General features: G+C 64.8%; 17 protein-coding genes. 7 read left to right on the plus strand and 10 right to left on the minus strand.

Going from position 1 to position 17,658, the window contains the following annotated elements; genetic code table 11:
- Positions 1–78: 78 nt before the first annotated feature.
- Together AC3FKH_RS12530 and rng are read left to right on the plus strand one after the other, a co-directional pair.
- Positions 79–681, plus strand: coding sequence for a Maf family protein (locus tag AC3FKH_RS12530; RefSeq protein WP_488675921.1), 603 nt, complete (start codon positions 79–81; stop codon positions 679–681).
- A gap of 74 nt (positions 682–755) precedes the next feature.
- Complete coding sequence (gene rng / locus AC3FKH_RS12535; RefSeq protein WP_488675923.1) at positions 756–2,219, plus strand: ribonuclease G; 1,464 nt, start codon at positions 756–758, stop codon at positions 2,217–2,219.
- Positions 2,220–2,330: 111 nt separating this feature from the next.
- On the opposite strand, the gene AC3FKH_RS12540 is transcribed toward rng, so the two are convergent.
- Together AC3FKH_RS12540 and alr are read right to left on the minus strand one after the other, a co-directional pair.
- Positions 2,331–2,552 carry a hypothetical protein gene (locus AC3FKH_RS12540; protein ID WP_488675924.1) on the minus strand — a complete coding sequence of 74 codons (222 nt, stop codon included), beginning with the start codon at positions 2,550–2,552 and terminating at the stop codon, positions 2,331–2,333.
- 154 nt (positions 2,553–2,706) lie between these two features.
- The gene (gene alr, locus AC3FKH_RS12545) at positions 2,707–3,807 is read right to left on the minus strand and encodes an alanine racemase (protein ID WP_488675926.1); all 1,101 of its coding nucleotides are present in this window, start codon (positions 3,805–3,807) and stop codon (positions 2,707–2,709) included.
- Between the two features lie 344 nt (positions 3,808–4,151).
- Between alr and AC3FKH_RS12550 the strand changes: the two genes are divergently transcribed.
- Complete coding sequence (locus AC3FKH_RS12550) at positions 4,152–4,664, plus strand: hypothetical protein (protein WP_488676272.1); 513 nt, start codon at positions 4,152–4,154, stop codon at positions 4,662–4,664.
- A gap of 33 nt (positions 4,665–4,697) precedes the next feature.
- Here the strand turns inward: AC3FKH_RS12550 and AC3FKH_RS12555 are convergent, their stop codons facing one another.
- The 3 genes from AC3FKH_RS12555 to dnaE all read right to left on the minus strand — a co-directional run bounded on the left by AC3FKH_RS12555 (position 4,698) and on the right by dnaE (position 10,876).
- Positions 4,698–5,288 carry a peroxidase-related enzyme gene (locus AC3FKH_RS12555; protein WP_488675927.1) on the minus strand — a complete coding sequence of 197 codons (591 nt, stop codon included), beginning with the start codon at positions 5,286–5,288 and terminating at the stop codon, positions 4,698–4,700.
- 84 nt (positions 5,289–5,372) lie between these two features.
- A complete protein-coding gene (msbA, locus tag AC3FKH_RS12560; protein ID WP_488676274.1) occupies positions 5,373–7,082 on the minus strand; it encodes a lipid A export permease/ATP-binding protein MsbA in 1,710 nt (569 codons plus the stop codon).
- A 275-nt stretch (positions 7,083–7,357) separates the two neighbouring features.
- On the minus strand, positions 7,358–10,876 hold the full coding sequence (gene dnaE / locus AC3FKH_RS12565; protein ID WP_488675929.1) for a DNA polymerase III subunit alpha: 3,519 nt from the start codon (positions 10,874–10,876) through the stop codon (positions 7,358–7,360).
- A 181-nt stretch (positions 10,877–11,057) separates the two neighbouring features.
- On the opposite strand from dnaE, the gene AC3FKH_RS12570 reads away from it, so the two are divergent.
- On the plus strand, positions 11,058–11,906 hold the full coding sequence (locus AC3FKH_RS12570; protein ID WP_488675931.1) for a sulfurtransferase: 849 nt from the start codon (positions 11,058–11,060) through the stop codon (positions 11,904–11,906).
- Positions 11,907–11,927: 21 nt separating this feature from the next.
- Here AC3FKH_RS12570 and AC3FKH_RS12575 read toward each other — a convergent pair whose 3' ends face one another.
- The 5 genes from AC3FKH_RS12575 to rpsP all read right to left on the minus strand — a co-directional run bounded on the left by AC3FKH_RS12575 (position 11,928) and on the right by rpsP (position 14,996).
- Positions 11,928–12,608 carry a CoA pyrophosphatase gene (locus tag AC3FKH_RS12575; RefSeq protein WP_488675933.1) on the minus strand — a complete coding sequence of 227 codons (681 nt, stop codon included), beginning with the start codon at positions 12,606–12,608 and terminating at the stop codon, positions 11,928–11,930.
- A 137-nt stretch (positions 12,609–12,745) separates the two neighbouring features.
- A complete protein-coding gene (gene rplS, locus AC3FKH_RS12580; protein WP_483710761.1) occupies positions 12,746–13,129 on the minus strand; it encodes a 50S ribosomal protein L19 in 384 nt (127 codons plus the stop codon).
- Positions 13,130–13,203: 74 nt separating this feature from the next.
- Entirely contained in the window at positions 13,204–13,986 is a 783-nt protein-coding gene (gene trmD / locus AC3FKH_RS12585; RefSeq protein ID WP_488675936.1) for a tRNA (guanosine(37)-N1)-methyltransferase TrmD, read from the minus strand.
- A 40-nt stretch (positions 13,987–14,026) separates the two neighbouring features.
- The gene (rimM, locus tag AC3FKH_RS12590; protein WP_488675938.1) at positions 14,027–14,692 is read right to left on the minus strand and encodes a ribosome maturation factor RimM; all 666 of its coding nucleotides are present in this window, start codon (positions 14,690–14,692) and stop codon (positions 14,027–14,029) included.
- A gap of 49 nt (positions 14,693–14,741) precedes the next feature.
- Positions 14,742–14,996 carry a 30S ribosomal protein S16 gene (gene rpsP / locus AC3FKH_RS12595; protein WP_483710758.1) on the minus strand — a complete coding sequence of 85 codons (255 nt, stop codon included), beginning with the start codon at positions 14,994–14,996 and terminating at the stop codon, positions 14,742–14,744.
- A gap of 142 nt (positions 14,997–15,138) precedes the next feature.
- Here rpsP and AC3FKH_RS12600 point away from each other — a divergent pair, with 142 nt between their 5' ends.
- The 3 genes from AC3FKH_RS12600 to AC3FKH_RS12610 all read left to right on the plus strand — a co-directional run bounded on the left by AC3FKH_RS12600 (position 15,139) and on the right by AC3FKH_RS12610 (position 17,596).
- Entirely contained in the window at positions 15,139–16,266 is a 1,128-nt protein-coding gene (locus tag AC3FKH_RS12600; protein ID WP_488675941.1) for a PQQ-dependent sugar dehydrogenase, read from the plus strand.
- A gap of 142 nt (positions 16,267–16,408) precedes the next feature.
- Entirely contained in the window at positions 16,409–16,801 is a 393-nt protein-coding gene (locus tag AC3FKH_RS12605) for a hypothetical protein (protein WP_488675943.1), read from the plus strand.
- Positions 16,802–17,101: 300 nt separating this feature from the next.
- On the plus strand, positions 17,102–17,596 hold the full coding sequence (locus tag AC3FKH_RS12610) for a TM2 domain-containing protein (RefSeq protein WP_488675945.1): 495 nt from the start codon (positions 17,102–17,104) through the stop codon (positions 17,594–17,596).
- Positions 17,597–17,658 lie beyond the last annotated feature (62 nt).

Genomic DNA, 17,658 nt, shown 5'->3' on the forward strand with positions numbered 1-17,658 from the left:
GCCGGCGCCGGCAGTACAATGCGGGCCTTGGGCGGCCGCTTCGGGCTTGCCTGTTCCCGAATCTCCGCTCCCGCCCCGATGCACGATTACCTCTATCTCGCTTCCCAAAGCCCGCGCCGCCGCGAACTGCTGACGCAGCTCGGCGTGCGCTACGAACTGCTGCTCGCCGACGATGACGAAGACGCAGAGGCGCTGGAAGTCGTACAGCCCGGCGAAACGCCCGACGACTATGTCCAGCGCGTCTGCGCGCTCAAGGCCGAAGCCGCGCTGCGGCGCCGCGAACGGCGCGCGCTGCCCGACGCCCCCGTGCTCACGTCCGACACCACCGTGTGCCTGGGCGGTGACATCCTCGGCAAGCCCGCCGATGGCGCCGACGCCGCGGCCATGCTGGCCGCGCTCTCCGGCGCGACGCACCGCGTGCTGACCGCCGTCACCGTGGTCTCGACCCTGGGCATGCACCATGCGCTGTCGATCTCCCGCGTGACCTTCCGGGCGATGACCGCGCCCGAAATCGAGGGCTACGTGGCCAGCGGCGAGCCGCTCGGCAAGGCCGGCGCCTACGGCATCCAGGGCCGCGCGGCGGAGTTCGTCGAGCGGATCGAAGGCAGCTATTCAGGTATCATGGGCTTACCCCTGTTTGAGACGGCAGCGTTACTCAGGCAGGCCCGCCTGCGGTTCTGAACGGCATCCTCCAAGGCCCGCAAACCCGGGCAGACAATACATCGCCGGTACACCGGCAACGCGTTTCATCCGCCATGACTGAAGACATCCTCGTCAACATCACGCCACAAGAGACGCGCGTTGCCATCGTGCAGCAGGCCGCCGTCCAGGAACTGCATGTCGAGCGCACCCTGACGCGCGGACTGGTCGGCAACATCTACCTGGGCAAGGTCGTGCGCGTGCTGCCGGGCATGCAGTCGGCCTTCATCGACATCGGCCTGGAGCGCGCGGCATTCCTGCACGTCGCCGATATCTGGCATCCGCGCGATCCCGACAACAAGAACGGCGCCCAGCTCGCCATCGAGAAGACCCTGTTCGAAGGCCAGGCGCTGATGGTGCAGGTCATCAAGGACCCGATCGGCACCAAGGGCGCGCGCCTGTCCACGCAGGTCAGCATTGCCGGGCGCACGCTCGTGTACCTGCCGCAGGATCCGCATATCGGCATTTCGCAGCGCATCGAGGGCGAGGTCGATCGCGAGGCGCTGCGCAGCCGCGTGCAGGGCCTGGTGCCGACCGACGAGCGTGGCGGCTTTATCGTGCGCACCATCGCCGAGGAAGCCAGCGACGAAGAGCTTGGCAATGACATCGCCTACCTGCGCAAGATCTGGGCCGTGATCCGCCAGAACGCCACCACGCAGCCGGCGCCGAGCCTGCTCTATCAGGACCTCGACCTGGCCCAGCGCGTGCTGCGCGACTTCATCAACGACGCCACCGGCGTGATCCAGATCGACTCGCGCGAGAACTACCAGCGGCTGGTGGAGTTCGCGCAGGAATACACGCCGGCGGTGCTGCCGCGCCTGTCGCACTACGCCGGCGAGCGGCCGATCTTCGACCTGTTCAATATCGACGCCGAGATCGAGAAGGCGCTGTCGCGGCGCGTGGACCTGAAGTCCGGCGGCTACCTGATGATCGACCAGACCGAGGCGATGACGACGATCGACGTCAACACCGGCGGCTATGTCGGGGCGCGCAACTTCGACGACACGATCTTCAAGACCAACCTCGAAGCCGCGCATACCATCGCGCGCCAGCTGCGGCTGCGCAACCTGGGTGGCATCATCATCATCGACTTCATCGACATGGAGAATGTCGAGCACCGCGAAGCGGTGCTGTCGGAACTCAAGCGCGCGCTGTCGCGCGACCGCACGCGCATCACCGTCAACAACTTCTCGCAGCTCGGCCTGGTCGAGATGACGCGCAAGCGCACGCGTGAATCGCTCGCGCACGTGCTGTGCGAGCAGTGTCCGGTGTGCCAGGGCAAGGGCCAGGTCAAGACGCCGCGCACGGCCTGCTACGACATCCTGCGCGAGATCATGCGCGAATCGCGCCAGTTCAATCCGCGCGAGTTCCGCATCCTGGCCTCGCAGGAAGTCATCGACCTGTTCCTGGAAGAGGAAAGCCAGCACCTGGCGATGCTGGGGGACTTCATCGGCAAGCCGATCTCGCTGCAGGTGGAATCGACGTTCCACCAGGAGCAGTACGACATTATTCTGATGTAGTCCGTCTGCCGCAGGCCTGAGGAAGGGCTGAAACAAAAAGGGTTGCAGGCAAAAGCCTGCAACCCTTTTGTATTGTCCGGCCCGGTAGACCGGGCCCCGGAGGCTCGCGCCTCAGTGCGGCATTTCGTCGGTCGAGAAAACGTACCGGGCGCCATCCGTGTAAGTGTCGAACTTGCCGCCGGCTTTTGCGCCATCGGCATAGACGCTGTACTTGTCGGTACGCGCGCCGTCGGTATTCGGATCGAACTGGCCACTCTTGGCCAGAACCGGCGCGGCCGAGATGGCAGCAGCGATGGCGGTAATGACGATCAGGAGATAGCGGCTGGCGTTCATGATTTTCCTCTATGGTCACGACGCCTTTGTTTTTGGGGGGCTGCTGCATTGCGGCATCGCGTAGACGAATACTAAGGGTTTTCCCTTGAAGTGACCAATCCCCAACGCGACAATAGCTTGTTGCAATTTTCGGAACATTGGGACGATCTGGCTGCTACAAGCCAACGACGACCGGCACCCGCGGCGCCACCGCGCACATCAGTTCATAGCCGATCGTGCCCGCCGCCGCGGCAACATCGTCGATCGGAACATGCTGCCCCCAGAGTTCGACCAGCGCGCCGACGCCGGCTTCCGGGCATTCGCTGAGATCGACCGCCAGCATGTCCATGGAAATACGCCCGACGGTGCGCGTGTTCCGGTTGCCGACACGAACTGGTGCGAAATGCCCTGCATGCGAAGAGCTCGTGCGCGGATAGCCATCGGCGTAGCCGCACGCGACGATGCCAATACGCTGGCGGCGCGTCGCGACATAGTGGGAACCATAGCCGACCGACTGGCCGGGCTGCAGGTCCTGCACGCCCAGTATCCGGCTGGTCAAGGTCTGCGCTGCCTGTAGCCCGGTGCCAGCCAGGTCCTTCGCGCAGCCCGACGGCGCAGCGCCGTACAGCATGATGCCCGCCCGCACCCAGTCCGCGTGGCAATCAGCATGACGCATGGTCGCCGCCGAGTTCGCGACGGAGACCTTTCCGGGCAGGTCCTGCGTGACGGCCCGGAACGTGGCGAACTGGTCCGCCACGCCTTTCTCGGTATCCGCATCCGAGAAATGACTCATGTGGGTCACGGATTTCACCGCGGCAATATCGCTCAGGCGACGCCAGGCCGCGCTGTACTCTGCGGGATTGAACCCCAGGCGATTCATGCCGGCATTCAGCTTCAGGCAGACATCGATCGAGCGCGGTGGCAAGCGACCATCGCGAGACGCCACCTCCAGCATCCGCAACTGCTCTTCTCCGTGAACCGCCGTGGTCAGGCGCAGCGAGGCAAGCAGCGCGATATCACTGTCATCGAAGAATCCCTCAAGCAACAGGATCGGGCCGGTCCAGCCCAGGTCACGCAGCCGGGCCGCCTCGTCCAGGTCGAGCAATGCAAAACCATCGGCCGAGGTCAGTGCCGGATAGACCCTGGCGATGCCGTGGCCGTAGGCATTGGCCTTTACCACGGCCCAGACTTTCGATGCAGGTGCCAGCCGCCGTGCAATGGCCAGGTTGCTGGCAAGCGCGGAGCGGTGGACGGTCAAGGAGATGGGGCGTGGCATAGGTGTCGTTATCTGGATTGCCGTAGTAATGACTAGTACTGGCGATTCGCTCCTATCCCGGAGCGCCAACTATCGTATCGACGTTGAAGCAGGCTTTGTTACTGAAATTCCACGAGTTTTCAGTAACAGCTTTCAAGTCCGGCAAAGGCGACAAAGCGGTCGGCGCGGCGTCAGGAGCGGCTCGCCTCGCTGACGTCAGGGGGTGGTGTTTCTACCTACGCGCAAGTGATCCGCATGACCCTGCGCGTTTGTTGCGATCCGCTATAACTCAGTTAACGCCGGCCCATCCAAAAGCACGGGCGGGAGCCCGCAGGTCGCTGGCGTTCTGTAGTGAGGTACCCCGGATGAAAGCCCCGCAACTGGGCCTATGTTTTTTGGCCATGTTTCTGTGCACTGCCTGCGAGCAGTTGCCGATCGCCCGGCGGGCACCTCCGCCACCCCCGTCACCCGCTGTCGCCGCAGCCCCGGCATTCGAAAAACCACTTCCCACGCCAATCGCCGCCCACGACATCAGCCTGGCCGGCACCTGCCGCCGCACCGAGGACGACGGCTTCCGCGAAGACGCGGTGATGCGCGTGGTCTCGAACGATGTGAAGTCGCTGAAATGGAAGCTGTGGGTATCCAAGCGCGGCACCTGCCAGTTCGACCTGGCGGATTTCAAGCAAGTCCAGAAGACGCCGCATATCGTGCTGCAAGCGACCGACGGCACCCAATGCGAACTGCTGATCTGGCAGGACCCTCGGCGCATCACGCTCGCGCACGCCAATTGCCAGAAGCGTTGCACGCCCGGCATCTATGAGCAGGCGTGGCCGGTGCTGTTCAACCCGAATAACGGGAATTGCGCCGAGATCCGGTGAGCAAGCGAAGCGGCCCGGCGCGGAAGGACGCGCTTACTTGCTCTTGGGCACGCGGCCCATCAGGAAGAACTCGTCGTTCGGACGCATGCTGATGGTATTGGCCATGCGGTTCGACAAGCCGAAGAACGCCGTGATGGCGGCGATGTCCCACGCATCTTCATCGCTGAACCCGTGTTCGCGCAGTGCCGCAAAGTCGGCGTCGCCAATTTCGTGCGAGGCCTTGCAGACCTTCATCGCGAAATCGAGCATGGCGCGCTGGCGCGGCGGGATATCGGCCTTCAGGTGATTGACTGCGACCTGGTCGGCCACCAGCGGCTTTTTCTCGTAGATGCGCAGGATGGCGCCGTGCGCCACCACGCAATACAGGCACTGGTTGGCCGCCGACGTGGCCACCACGATCATCTCGCGCTCGCCCTTGGTCAGGCCGCCGTCCTTGAGCATCAGGGCGTCGTGATAGGCGAAGAAAGCGCGGAACTCGTCGGGGCGGTGGGCCAGCGTCAGGAAAACGTTGGGCACGAAGCCGGCCTTTTCCTGAACCTCAAGGATGCGCTGCCGGATGTCGTCGGGCAGCGCCTTCAGTTGGGGTACGGGGTAACGGCTGATGGGATGGGCCGGGCGGGTCATCGCTGTCTCTCTCACGGTCGTTGTTGTCGCCCCATTGTAGCCAAGGCGCAACCCGCAAGCCGGCAGCCCCGGCCCGGCCACGAATCAGTGCGTGGCGAACTGGATCCGGTGCAGCCCGGCGTACAGGCCATTGGCGGCCAGCAGCTCGTCGTGGGTACCCTGCTCCGCCACGCGGCCGTGATCGAGCACGACGATGCGGTCGGCGTTCTCGATGGTGGAAAGGCGGTGTGCAATCACCAGCGTCGTGCGGCCGACCATCAGCGCTTCCAGCGCCGCCTGCACCTGGCGCTCGGATTCCGAATCGAGCGCCGACGTCGCTTCGTCCAGGATCAGGATCGGCGCATCCTTGTAGATCGCGCGGGCGATGGCCAGTCGCTGGCGCTGGCCGCCCGAGAGCTTCATGCCGTTGTCGCCAATGTTCGTATCGAGGCCTTCGGGCAGGTTCTTCACCACGTCGGTCAGGTAGGCGGCCTGCAAGGCGCGCTCCACGCGCGCCATGTCGATCTTGTCCTCGGGGCCGACCCCGTATGCCACGTTGGCGGCAACGGTGTCATTGAAGAGCACCACGTCCTGGCTCACGAAGGCGATCTGGTTGCGCAGCTCGCGCAGCGCGATATCGCCGATCGCATGACCGTCCAGCAGGATGCGGCCATCGGTGGGATCGAAGAAGCGCGGCACCAGGTTGACCAGCGTGGTCTTGCCGCTGCCCGAAGGACCCACCAGCGCCACCACCTCGCCAGCGGGTACGCGGATATCAATACTCTCCAGCGCTGGCCGTGTGCCTTCGCCGTAGTGAAAACCGACGCGCTCGAATACCAGGTCGCCCTTGGCACGCTCGATGCGCACGCCGCCGTCCTGCGGCTCGGGCGGCTCGTCGATCAGCCGGAAGATCAGTTCCGCCGCGGTCAGGCCGCGCGTGAGCGGCTGGTTGATGTCGGTCAGGTGCTTGAGCGGCGAAATCAGCAGCAGCATGGCCATCACGAAACCGGTGAAGCCGCCGATCGTGGTCTGGTTGCCCTGCGCCTGGACCATGGCGATGGTGATGATGACCGACAGCGCCAGCGCGGCCAGGAACGCCGTCACGGGCTGGTTCAGGCCGCCGGCCACGGCCATGCGCATCGAATAGTTCTTCAGGCGCTCCGCCATGTTGCGAAACCGGTGCATCTCGTAAGCCTCGCCGCCGTGCAGCTTCACGACCTTGAAGCCGCCGACTGCCTCCTCGACCACGTACGCCGCGCTGTTGGTCAGCGTCTGGTGGTCGCGGTTAAGGCGGCGCAGGCGCCGGTTGATCTTCGACATCAGGTAGCCGATCACGGGCAGGATCACGGCCACGATCAGCGTCAGGCGCCAGTTCGTGTAGAACAGGTAGATCAGCAGCGCCACCACGGTGAGCGAGTCCCGCACCAGCGTAATGAACACGTTAGTCAGGATCGACAGTACCTGGTTGACTTCGAAGATCACCGCGTTGATCAGCGAAGCTGCCGTATTGCGGTGGAAGAACTGGGCGGGCGCGTGCAGCAAGCGGTCGAACATCTGCATGCGCATCTTCAGCAGCACGCGGTTCGAAATCAGGCTCAGCAGGTAACCCGACGCAAACTGGGCAACACCGCGAATGAGCGCGACACCGGTCAGGATGGCCGGCACGTGCCACAGCTTGCCGGCGTAGTCGCCGCCAAAGCCCTTGTCGAGCAGGTCGTTGACGACCTTCGGGATCACGCCCTCGCTGGCCGCGACCACGGCCATGGCCAGGATGGCGGCAATGAAAACGCGCAGCTCCGGGCGCAGATAGCCCATCAGGCGCTTGCCTACCTTTACGTCTTGTCCGGCCGACTGTTCGGACTTCGCTGGATTGCTCACTACCACCCTTAATTTGAATGATGCGATGCGCACCCCTGACGGGTGGCACGGAAAACGCCTAAGAACCACGGAAATTGGCTGCCCGGCATGGCGAAAACGCCACATGCAGGCGCAAAAAGCGGAGCCATTGTAACCGCATTACCCTGCGCGGCAGACGCGCCGGAACGGGCGCGAGGGATGGCGCGGCGCCAGTCTTGCGCACCCGCCCGGCCTTAGTACATCAGCTCGACCGCCTCGTTGCCAAGCCACTGCCGCAGTTCGCCGAGCAGGGCTTCGTCCGGCTCGACGCGCCAGTTCGGTCCGAGGTGGATATCGCATGCGGCACTCGGATTGCGGTAGCGCACCAGCAGGCCAAGACCCGCCGGGCCCGCGTCGCGCGGCTTGGCGCGGTACTGGGTCAGCATGGTGCGCAAACGCTCCATGGTCGAGTCTTCCGGGGCGAGCGAGATGCTGAGCGCGCTGGCATAGGCGCTGCGGGCGGCGGCCAAGTCCATCACGGACTCAGCCGTAAAGCGCACGCCGCCGGTGAAGGTGTCGTGGCGTGCGTTGCCGGTGGCGATCAGCAGCTCGTCCTCGCGGAACATGTGCCGGTTGGCATCGAACAGCTCGTTGAAGACAGTCATCTCCACCAGCCCGGTGCCGTCGTCGAGTTGCACGATGATCATCTTGCCGCGCTGCGTCATCTGCGTGCGCACCCCGGCGATCACACCGGCGATGGTCTTGCCGCGCACGTCGCGGCCGAAACCGCCGCCATTGCCCTGCACTTCCTTTTCGAGCCCGGCCAGCGTGCTCTTCACGAAGCGGCGCACCTCGTCGCGGCACGCGTCGAACAGGTGCCCCGAGAAGTAATAGCCGAGCGCCTGCTTTTCTTCCTGCAGCGTGCGCTTGGGCGTCCAGCGCGGCTCGTCGAGCAGTTCCGGGCGGTGCGCGTCGCCGGCATCGCCCATCAGGTCGAACAGCGAGACCTGGTTGGCCGACTGGGCCTTCTGGTCGGCCGCTTCCATGGCGATCGAGACCGAAGCGAGCAACTGCGCGCGGTTGTCGTTGAGGCTGTCGAACGCACCGGCTCGGATCAACGCCTCGATGGTGCGGCGGTTCACCTGGCGGCGATCGACGCGCTCGCAGAAGTCGAACAGGTCCGTGAACGGCCGTTCCTCGCGCGCGCGCAGGATGTCTTCGATGGCGCCCTGGCCGGAACCCTTGATGCCGCCGAGTCCGTAGCGGATGGTTTTGGCATCGGTCGGCGCGAAGCGGTATTCGCTGGCGTTGACGTCGGGCGGCAGCACGGCAAGCTTGTTGAGCTTGCAGTCCTCGTAGAGGATCTTGACCTTGTCGGTGTCGTCCATGGCCAGCGACATGTTGGCTGCCATGAATTCGGCCGGGTGATGCGCCTTGAGCCATGCGGTGTAGTACGCCAGCAGCGCGTACGCGGCCGCGTGCGACTTGTTGAAGCCGTAGCCCGCGAACTTCTCCATCAAGTCGAAGATATCGTCGGCCTGCTCGGCGGAAAGCCCGTTCTTGTCGGCGCCTTCACGGAACATCACGCGGTGCTGCGCCATCTCCTCCGGCTTCTTCTTGCCCATGGCGCGGCGCAGCAGGTCGGCGCCGCCCAGCGAGTAGCCGCCGATGATCTGCGCCATCTGCATCACCTGCTCCTGGTAGACCATGATGCCGTAGGTCTCCTTGAGCACGGGCTCGACGCGCGCATCCGGATACTCCACCTTCTCGCGGCCGTGCTTGCGCGCGCAGAAGCTGGGGATCAGGTCCATCGGGCCCGGGCGGTACAGTGCCACCAGCGCGATGATGTCCTCGAAGCGGTCAGGCTTGGCGTCCTTCAGCATGCCCTGCATGCCGCGGCTTTCCAGCTGGAACACGGCCACCGTGTTGGCCGTCTTCAGGATGTCAAAGGCCGGGCCGTCGTCCAGCGGAATCTGGCTGCAATTCCAGTCCGCCTTGCTCGGGTCGAGCCGGCGGATATAGCGTTCGGCCCAGTCGAGGATGGTCAGCGTGGTCAGGCCCAAAAAGTCGAACTTGACCAGGCCGGCCGCTTCCACGTCGTCCTTGTCGTACTGGCTGACGACACCGCTCATGCCGTCGTTCTGCGCGCCCTGCGTGTAGAGCGGGCAGAAATCGGTCAGGCGGCCTGGCGCGATCAGCACGCCGCCGGCGTGCATGCCGACGTTGCGGGTCATACCCTCGACACGCTGCGCCAGTTCCAGCAGTTGGCGCACTTCTTCCTCGTTGTTCTCGCGCTCGGTGAGCAGCGGCTCTTCCTTCTTGGCTTCCTCGATCGTGACGAGCTTGCCCGGCTTGAACGGAATCAGCTTGGCGATGCCATCGACGAAGCCGTAGCCCAGGTCAAGCACGCGGCCCACGTCGCGCACCGCGGCCTTGGCCGCCATGGTGCCGAAGGTGGCGATCTGCGATACCGCGTCCTTGCCGTACTTTTCCTTCACGTACGTGATCACGCGGTCACGGCCGTGCTGGCAGAAGTCGATATCGAAGTCGGGCATGGACACCCGCTCCGGATTCAGGAAACGCTCGAACAGCAGCGCGTACTTGAGCGGGTCCAGGTCGGTAATGCCGAGCGCATAGGCCACCAGCGAGCCAGCTCCCGAGCCGCGGCCCGGGCCCACGGGCACGCCGTTGTTCTTGGCCCAGTTGATAAAGTCCGCCACGATCAGGAAGTAGCCGGGGAAGCCCATCTTGATGATGGTGCCGGTCTCGAACTCCAGCCGCGCGTAGTATTCGGGCCGCTTGGCCTCGCGCTGCGCCTCGTCCGGGAACAGGACGGCCATGCGCTTCTCCAGGCCATCCTTGGCCATGAAGACCAGGTAGTCGTCGAGCGACATGCCGTCGGGCGTGGGGAACAGCGGCAGGCGCGGCTTGCCAAGCTCCAGCGTCAGGTTGCAGCGCTTTGCGATCTCGACGGCGTTTTCGAGCGCGGACGGAATGTCGGCGAACAGCGCGCACATTTCGTCCTGCGTCTTGAAATACTGGTCCGTGGTGAAACGGCGCGTGCGGCGCGGATTGGCCAGCAGTTCGCCTTCGGCGATACAGACGCGCGCCTCATGCGCGGTGAACTCGTCCGGCGTCATGAACTGCACCGGATGCGTGGCTACCACGGGCAACTGCATCTCGGCGGCCAGGTGCACGGCCTGCTGCACATAGGCGTCCGTGCCGGGATGGCCGGCGCGCTGCACCTCGATATAGAAACGCTGCGGGAAGACGGTGGCCCAATGCCCGGCGGCGCGGCGGGCGCCTTCGACGTTGCCATTGGACAGCGCCATGCCGACATCGCCACCCATCGCGCCCGACAGCGCGATCAGCCCTGTCGCCAGCGGCTGGCCCTCTTCACCGGGCTCGCTGAACCAGCCGGGCTCGATTTCGGCACGGCCACGGTGCTGGTTCGACAGCCATGCGCGGGACAGCAGCATGCACAGGTTCAGGTAGCCGACGCGGTCCTGCACCAGCAACAGCAGCCGCGCGGGCTTGTCGCGGTCGTCCGCATTGGACAGCCAGACATCGGCGCCGACCACGGGCTTGACGCCGCCACCACGCGCTTCCTTGTAGAAGCGGATCAGGCCGAAGGCGTTGGCAAGGTCGGTGAGAGCGAGCGCGCCCATGCCATCCTTGGCCGCGGCCTTGACGGCATCCTCCAGGCGGACGATGCCGTCGACGACGGAATACTCGGAATGGACGCGAAGGTGTACGAAACGGGGGGCAGACATGGGCGACATTGTACCGGCTCGGCATGGGCAACGGCCGGGCCGCGAACATCGCCGACACGCCCCGATAGCCGAGAACGACGCTGGGAAATGCCGGCCGGCGCCAGGCTGGCGCGCTATAATTTCGTCTTTCCAATCAGGCAGTTATCGCGCGCCTTTGCACGCGACCGCAGCGCAGCCCATCATGCAGATCGTCAACATCTCCGCTTACAAGTTCGTCTCGCTCAACGACATCGAGACGTTGCGGCCGGAAATGCGCTCGCGCTGCGAAGACCTTGACCTGAAGGGCACCATCCTGCTCGCGCCGGAAGGCATCAACATGTTCCTGGCCGGCCCGCGCGAAGCCATCGACGGCTTCATGGCGTGGCTGCATGCCGACGCGCGCTTCGCCGACATTGCCCCCAAGGAAAGCCTGTCGGACAACCAGCCCTTCAAACGCATGCTGGTGCGCGCCAAGAAGGAAATCATCACCATGAAGCGCCCGCTGATCCGGCCCGAGGAAGGGCGTGCGCCGTCGGTACGGCCGGCCGACCTTAAGCGCTGGCTCGACCAGGGCCATGACGACGAAGGCCGCCCGGTGGTGATGCTCGATACGCGCAACGATTTCGAAGTGGCGGTGGGGACGTTCGATACGGTGGTGGAATACAACCTCACCAAGTTCAGCGAATTTCCCGAAGCCGTGGAAGCCCACAAGGCGGATTTCCAGGGCAAGACCGTGGTGTCGTTCTGCACCGGCGGCATCCGCTGCGAGAAAGCCGCGATCCATATGCAGGAAGTCGGCATCGATCACGTCTACCAGCTCGAAGGCGGCATCCTCAAGTATTTCGAGGAAGTCGGCGGCAGCCACTATCGCGGCGACTGCTTCGTCTTCGACTACCGTACGGCGCTGAACCCCAACCTTGAACCGGCTGGCCCCAAGCAGTGCTTTGCCTGCCGCGCCGTGGTCACGCCGGAAGCGCAGCAAAGCCCGCAGTACGTCGTTGGCAAAAGCTGCCCGCACTGCATCGGGCAACAAGGTCAGGCCGCAGCCTGATTGTCCGCGCCGCCGCGAAACTCAGGCGGCAAGCAAGTGGTAGAGGTTGCGCAGCATGCCGGCCGTCGCGCCCCAGATGAAGCGATGGCCACCGCCTTCGCGCGGGAAGGGCATGGCATAGAACATCCGTTCGCCATCGACCCAGCGGAACAGGCGCCGCTCATGGTGCGAAGGGTCCATCAGGAAAGCCAGCGGCACCTCGAACACATCGGCCACTTCCGAGGCGTCGGGCCGCAAGGTAAAGCCGTCGCGCACCAGGCCCACCACCGGGCTGACATGGAAACCGGTGCCGGTGATGTAGTCCGGCAGCGCCCCTAGCACCTCCACATAGTCGCGTGCCAGGCCCACCTCTTCTTCGGTCTCCCGCAAGGCCGTATCAACGCGGCTGGCGTCATAGTCTTCCTGGCTGCCACCGGGAAAACTGATCTGCCCCGCGTGCGCGCTCAGGTTGGCATTGCGCTCGGTGAGCAAGATCGTCAGGCCGTCCCGGCGCTCGACAATCGGCACCAGCACGGAGGCCTGGCGCAGGCTTCGGCTACGGTCGTACACACGGGATTCATCGGTCAGCTCGGGCGCCCAGGCCGGCGGCACCTGCAGCCGGTGGCGGATGAAATCCGCCTTCAGGCGCGGCGCGCTCAGCGCCGGTCGGCGCGCGTCGGTATCGATGATGGGGAGGGATTCGGGGTCAAAGGCGGGGCGCATAACAGGTTGAAGTATGACAGATGCTCGTCTTCCGGCAGCGCAGCAATCCGGCACAGTTGCCAAAACGCAAAAAGGGCACCTTGCGGTGCCCTTCCCGAGGAAATGTCCAGCCGGCAGAACCGGCCAGCATGTCCGGCTTACTGAGCAGCCTTGACTGCCTTCGAAACCAGCTTTTCCTTGATACGTGCCGACTTGCCCGAGCGCTCGCGCAGGTAGTACAGCTTCGCACGACGCACGTCGCCGCGACGCTTCACTTCGATGCCGGCGATCAGCGGCGAGTACAGCTGGAACGTACGTTCCACGCCTTCACCCGACGAGATCTTGCGCACGATGAAGGACGAATTCAGGCCACGGTTACGCTTGGCGATCACCACGCCTTCGTAAGCCTGCACGCGCTTGCGGTTGCCTTCCACCACGTTCACGCTGACGATCACGGTGTCGCCGGGTGCGAATGCGGGGATGGTCTTGTTCGCGGTCAGACGCGCGATCTCGTCTTTCTCGATCTGCTCGATGATGTTCATCGTTCTTTCTCCGTAACCATCGTGCCGGCGTTGGATGCCCCGGGCTTGCCCGGGCCCCGGCAGAGGATGGGGTTTTACCTGGCGGGAGAAATCTCCCGCCCTTCTTTCGCCTGCCATTCCGACAGGAATTTCTCGTCGGAACGGGTCAGCAAACCTTGCCCGCGAGCTGTCTCGATCAGGTCGGGACGCTTTCTCGCGGTATTGGCCAGCGCCTGCTGGCGCCGCCATTTTTCAATCTCGGCATGATGGCCGCCGAGCAGGATCTCGGGTACCCGCACACCGTCGTACTCTTCCGGCCGCGTGTAATGCGGACAATCGAGCAAGCCGTTGACGAAGCTGTCCTGCACCGCCGACTGCGCGTCGCCCAGCACACCGGGCAAGTGCCGCACCACGGCATCGATCAATGCCATCGCGGGCAACTCGCCGCCGGACAGCACGAAATCGCCAAGGCTGATTTCCTCATGCACGCGACGATCGATCAGGCGCTGGTCGATGGCCTCATAGCGGCCGCATAACAGTACCAGCCCGGGCCGCTGCGCGAGCGACATGACCTTCTGGTGTGTCAGCGGCGCACCCTGAGGCGACATCAGCACCACATGCGGCGTCTCGACGCCTGCCTGGGACTGCGCGGCCGAGGCCGCATCGATCGCATCTTCCAGCGGCCTGGCCAGCATGACCATGCCGGGACCGCCGCCGTACGGCCGATCATCGATCGTACGGTAGTTGTCCGTGGTGAAATCCCGCGGATTCCAGGTACGCAGGGCATACCGTTGCTGCTTGGCTGCCCGGCTGGTAATGCCCCAGTCGGTCAGCGCGCGAAACATGTCGGGAAACAGCGTGATTACATCGAACTGCATCCGCCTTCCCCCTCCGAACCGCACCGGCTCCGGTACAAGTTCAGTAGTCGAGCCCCCAGTCCACCACGATGCGCTTGCCCGCGGTGTCGACCGTGCGCAGGAACGCATCGACAAACGGCACGAGCCGCTCAGCGGCCTGACCGTCGGGCAATGCGTAAGCCACCTGCAGGATCTGGTGAGCCCCGTTATCGATCAGACCGGACACCTCGCCCAGCAACTCGCCTTGCTCGTTGCTCACGGTGCAGCCGATCAGATCTACCCAGTAAAACTCATTCTCGTCCGGCGCCGGAAAGTCCTCGCGCCGGATCCACACGCGTCGCCCCCTGAGCGCTTCGGCCAGATTGCGGTCCGAAACGCCGGTTGCCTGCGCCACAACGGTTCCGCTGTGCTCGCGCGATTGCGCGATCTTGACGCACACCGCCTGGGCACGCGAAGCCTCCGCCGTGGCCACCAGGCCAGCCTGCGGGGGCATCAGCAGCCACCAGCGGCGCGCATGCAGCAGCGCGGACGCATCATTGGCATGGGGCTGGATCTTGATCCAGCCGCGGATGCCATAGGCATCACCGACATAGCCGACCTCTACCAGATCATCCGGGAGGGGATCGGCATACAGCAGCGTCGCCGGCAGCTTGGCCGCCTTGGACGACTCGCCTTGAGGCCGGTTCAGCGGCCTTGGCGCAGCGGCGCCCTGCTTTCGTTCAGTCACGTGTGCAATGAAAAACGCGCCCCGATAGGGAGCGCGCTGCAACCTGCTATCAGGCAGCAGCCTTGGCGGCGTTCTGCTTGACCAGGCGAGCAACGGTCGGCGACAGCTGGGCGCCAACGCCTTGCCAGTAGGCCAGACGGTCCTGCACAACGCGCAGGCCTTCTTCGCCTGCCGAAGCCAGCGGATTGTAGAAGCCAACGCGCTCAATGAAGCGGCCATCGCGACGGTTGCGCGAATCGGTAGCGACGATATTGAAGAAGGGGCGCTTCTTGCTGCCGCCACGAGCCAGACGGATAACGACCATGAGATGGTTCCTCAGAAAACTTGGTGTTCGAACACGAAACGCAAGAGTATAGCCCAATATCCGTGGTCAAACAAACACTTAGACGGTTGACGCGATGCGTGCACAAGGGCATCGTGGCGAAATCCGCGACTGGAGGCACGCCATGGGAATCGTCAGGCACTTCGTTGATCGCACCGCGCATCTGGCCGCACTGGCTTGCATCACGCTGCTGGGCGCGCCGTCCACCACGTTCGCGGCCCTGCCTCTCGCGGAGATCCAGTTGCCGCCAGGGTTCCGCATCGAAGTCCTCAGCGATACCGTGCCGGGTGCCCGCGAAATGGCACTGAGCCCCTCCGGCACCCTGTTCGTCGGCTCAAGTTCCCAAGGCAAGGTCTACGCCCTGCCTGCGGCGCTGACCGGCAAGCCGGTGACACGCGTAGTGGCCCGCGACCTTGCCATGCCAGTCGGCGTGGCCTTTCGCGATGGCAGCCTCTATGCGTCGTCCACCTCGCGCATTGTGCGGCTCGACAACATCGATGCTCGCCTCGACAACCCGCCGGCACCTGTCGTCGTGAGCGACCGGTTTCCCAAGGAAACGAGCCACGGCTGGAAATTCATCGCTTTCGGCCCGGACGGCTATCTCTACGTCCCGGTCGGCGCCCCCTGCAATATCTGCGCCCCCGACGAGAACCGCTACGCCAACATCATGAAGATGCGGCCCGATGGCGCGGACCTGCAGGTGGTGGCACGCGGCGTGCGCAATTCGGTCGGGTTCGACTGGCATCCGGCGACGCACGAACTGTGGTTCACCGACAACGGCCGCGACAACCTCGGCGACGATCAACCCGACGACGAACTCAATCGCGTTACGCAGGCCGGGCAGCATTTCGGCTATCCGTTCTGCCATGCGGGCAACGTCCCCGATCCCGAATTCGGCAAGCAGCGCCCCTGCTCCGAGTTCGTGCCGCCGGTCGCCAGGCTCGGCGCGCATGTCGCTGCGCTGGGCATGCGCTTTTACACCGGCACGCAGTTTCCGGCCGCGTACCGGAACAACATCTTCATTGCCGAGCACGGCAGCTGGAACCGCAGCGAGCCCATCGGCTACCGGGTCGTGCGCGTGACACTGGACGCGCAGGGCAAGGCGACAAGCCAGGAAATCTTTGCGCAGGGCTGGCTCCAGCACGGCAAAGCCTGGGGTCGCCCGGCGGATGTGCTGGTCGCGCCCGACGGCTCGCTGCTGGTCAGCGACGACCACGCAGGCGCGATTTATCGCATCCGCTACGCCCCCTGAAATCCGACCAGGAAGCGCCTGATTGCAACGAAACAATCCGTTACACCGGTAACCCGATTCGCATAGGCGGGTCGATGCCCCATGCGTACCATGAACCCAACTTTGAAACACAACGCTGCGCGTCTGGATCCTGGGATTCCGCATGTTCACCCGCTCATTCCTGCGCGACCTGGTGGCTGGCATCCTCGCCGTTGCGGGCTTGATCGGCGCCGTCGCCGCAAGTCATGCACAAGTCACGTTCTGGCCTCGCTCGCATGCCGATGCCCATGCCCCGCGTCTCCAGGCCGGCGGCTGGCAAATGGCCAGCGTCCGCGCCGAGAGCCGCGACCACGTCCAGGCACAGATCGATCGCATGGAAGCGCGCGCCCGCAACGATGATCGGCTGAGCGGCAGGCCGAATGCCCCGAATGGCCGCGACGACAACCGTTCGCGCCCGCAGGAACGTACCAGCCAGAATGACGGCAACCGCAATGACAACCGCCCGGCCAGCGTAGGTCCGGGCTGGCAGGCCCGCGGCCGCGAAGGCGGCCGCTAAGCGCCTCGGAACTCGTCCGGGGAACTGCGGTCACTATCTGAGTGCGCCCCCAACACGCGCACAGGCTGTCGCCCTCAAGCTGCCCCGCAACGTGCAGCGTACCGTCCGCGCGGACGGCATACCAAACTGACCTGCCTCTGCCCGGCACCTCCTGCAAGGCGGGGGGATCAGCCGGGCGACAGCCTCCACGGCAATTCCCCTGTCGTACAATGTGTCCCGGCTGGCACCCGCTGCCGCCGCGCCCCATTGACCGCTGCCGGTGGCATGCCCGCCGGCACCCTTCGCCACGTTGCCCTCCCCATGCCCGCAGCCAGCCAAGCGCCACAAGCCTCCCGGCCCACCGCCGCGCCGTCCACGCGCTCCAGATCGAAGCTGCTGACGGTCGCGCTCGCCTTCCTGTTCGGCAGCCTTGGCGCGCACCGCTTCTACCTTGGCGGACTGCGCGACCAGTATGGGTGGCTGCACCTGCTGGCCATGCTTGCGGGTATGGTTGGCGTTGCGTCGATGGCGGCTGACGCCGGATCGCCCGCATTGAACTGGACGTTCGCAGTGGCCGGCGGCGCCTCCGTGATCGGCGCCTTCCTGGCGGCGATCGTCTATGGCCTGCGCCCGGATGACAAATGGGACGCCTGCTTCAACCCAAACGGCACGCCCACGCGCTCAGGTTGGCCAGTGGTGATCCTGGTGATCCTGTCGCTGCTGATCGGCACCGGGCTGTTGATGGCCGGGCTTGCCATCAGCTTCCAGACCTTCTTCGAGTCGCAAGTGGAAGCGGCGCGCGCACTGTCACAGTAAGCCGCCTGCCGACGCCGGCCAGCCGTGTAGCTGCGCTTGCCCGGCGACACAAGTGGCACCTG

This window comes from Cupriavidus sp. 21MJTG02-4 (genome assembly GCF_057798975.1).

Excerpts from the sequence above, each read along its gene's own strand:
- AC3FKH_RS12610 (WP_488675945.1), top strand. The coding sequence starts at position 17,102 with ATGCCCGCAGCCAGCCAAGCGCCACAAGCCTCCCGGCCCACCGCCGCG.
- msbA (WP_488676274.1), bottom strand. The coding sequence starts at position 7,082 with ATGGGCTATCTGCGCCCGGAGCTGCGCGTTTTCATTGCCGCCATCCTG.
- AC3FKH_RS12575 (WP_488675933.1), bottom strand. The coding sequence starts at position 12,608 with ATGCGCCCCGCCTTTGACCCCGAATCCCTCCCCATCATCGATACCGAC.
- rng (WP_488675923.1), top strand. The coding sequence starts at position 756 with ATGACTGAAGACATCCTCGTCAACATCACGCCACAAGAGACGCGCGTT.
- dnaE (WP_488675929.1), bottom strand. The coding sequence starts at position 10,876 with ATGTCTGCCCCCCGTTTCGTACACCTTCGCGTCCATTCCGAGTATTCC.
- AC3FKH_RS12550 (WP_488676272.1), top strand. The coding sequence starts at position 4,152 with ATGAAAGCCCCGCAACTGGGCCTATGTTTTTTGGCCATGTTTCTGTGC.
- trmD (WP_488675936.1), bottom strand. The coding sequence starts at position 13,986 with ATGCAGTTCGATGTAATCACGCTGTTTCCCGACATGTTTCGCGCGCTG.
- rpsP (WP_483710758.1), bottom strand. The coding sequence starts at position 14,996 with ATGGTCGTTATCCGTCTGGCTCGTGGCGGCAGCAAGAAGCGCCCCTTC.
- AC3FKH_RS12540 (WP_488675924.1), bottom strand. The coding sequence starts at position 2,552 with ATGAACGCCAGCCGCTATCTCCTGATCGTCATTACCGCCATCGCTGCT.
- AC3FKH_RS12600 (WP_488675941.1), top strand. The coding sequence starts at position 15,139 with ATGGGAATCGTCAGGCACTTCGTTGATCGCACCGCGCATCTGGCCGCA.
- AC3FKH_RS12605 (WP_488675943.1), top strand. The coding sequence starts at position 16,409 with ATGTTCACCCGCTCATTCCTGCGCGACCTGGTGGCTGGCATCCTCGCC.
- AC3FKH_RS12555 (WP_488675927.1), bottom strand. The coding sequence starts at position 5,288 with ATGACCCGCCCGGCCCATCCCATCAGCCGTTACCCCGTACCCCAACTG.
- rplS (WP_483710761.1), bottom strand. The coding sequence starts at position 13,129 with ATGAACATCATCGAGCAGATCGAGAAAGACGAGATCGCGCGTCTGACC.
- AC3FKH_RS12530 (WP_488675921.1), top strand. The coding sequence starts at position 79 with ATGCACGATTACCTCTATCTCGCTTCCCAAAGCCCGCGCCGCCGCGAA.
- AC3FKH_RS12570 (WP_488675931.1), top strand. The coding sequence starts at position 11,058 with ATGCAGATCGTCAACATCTCCGCTTACAAGTTCGTCTCGCTCAACGAC.
- alr (WP_488675926.1), bottom strand. The coding sequence starts at position 3,807 with ATGCCACGCCCCATCTCCTTGACCGTCCACCGCTCCGCGCTTGCCAGC.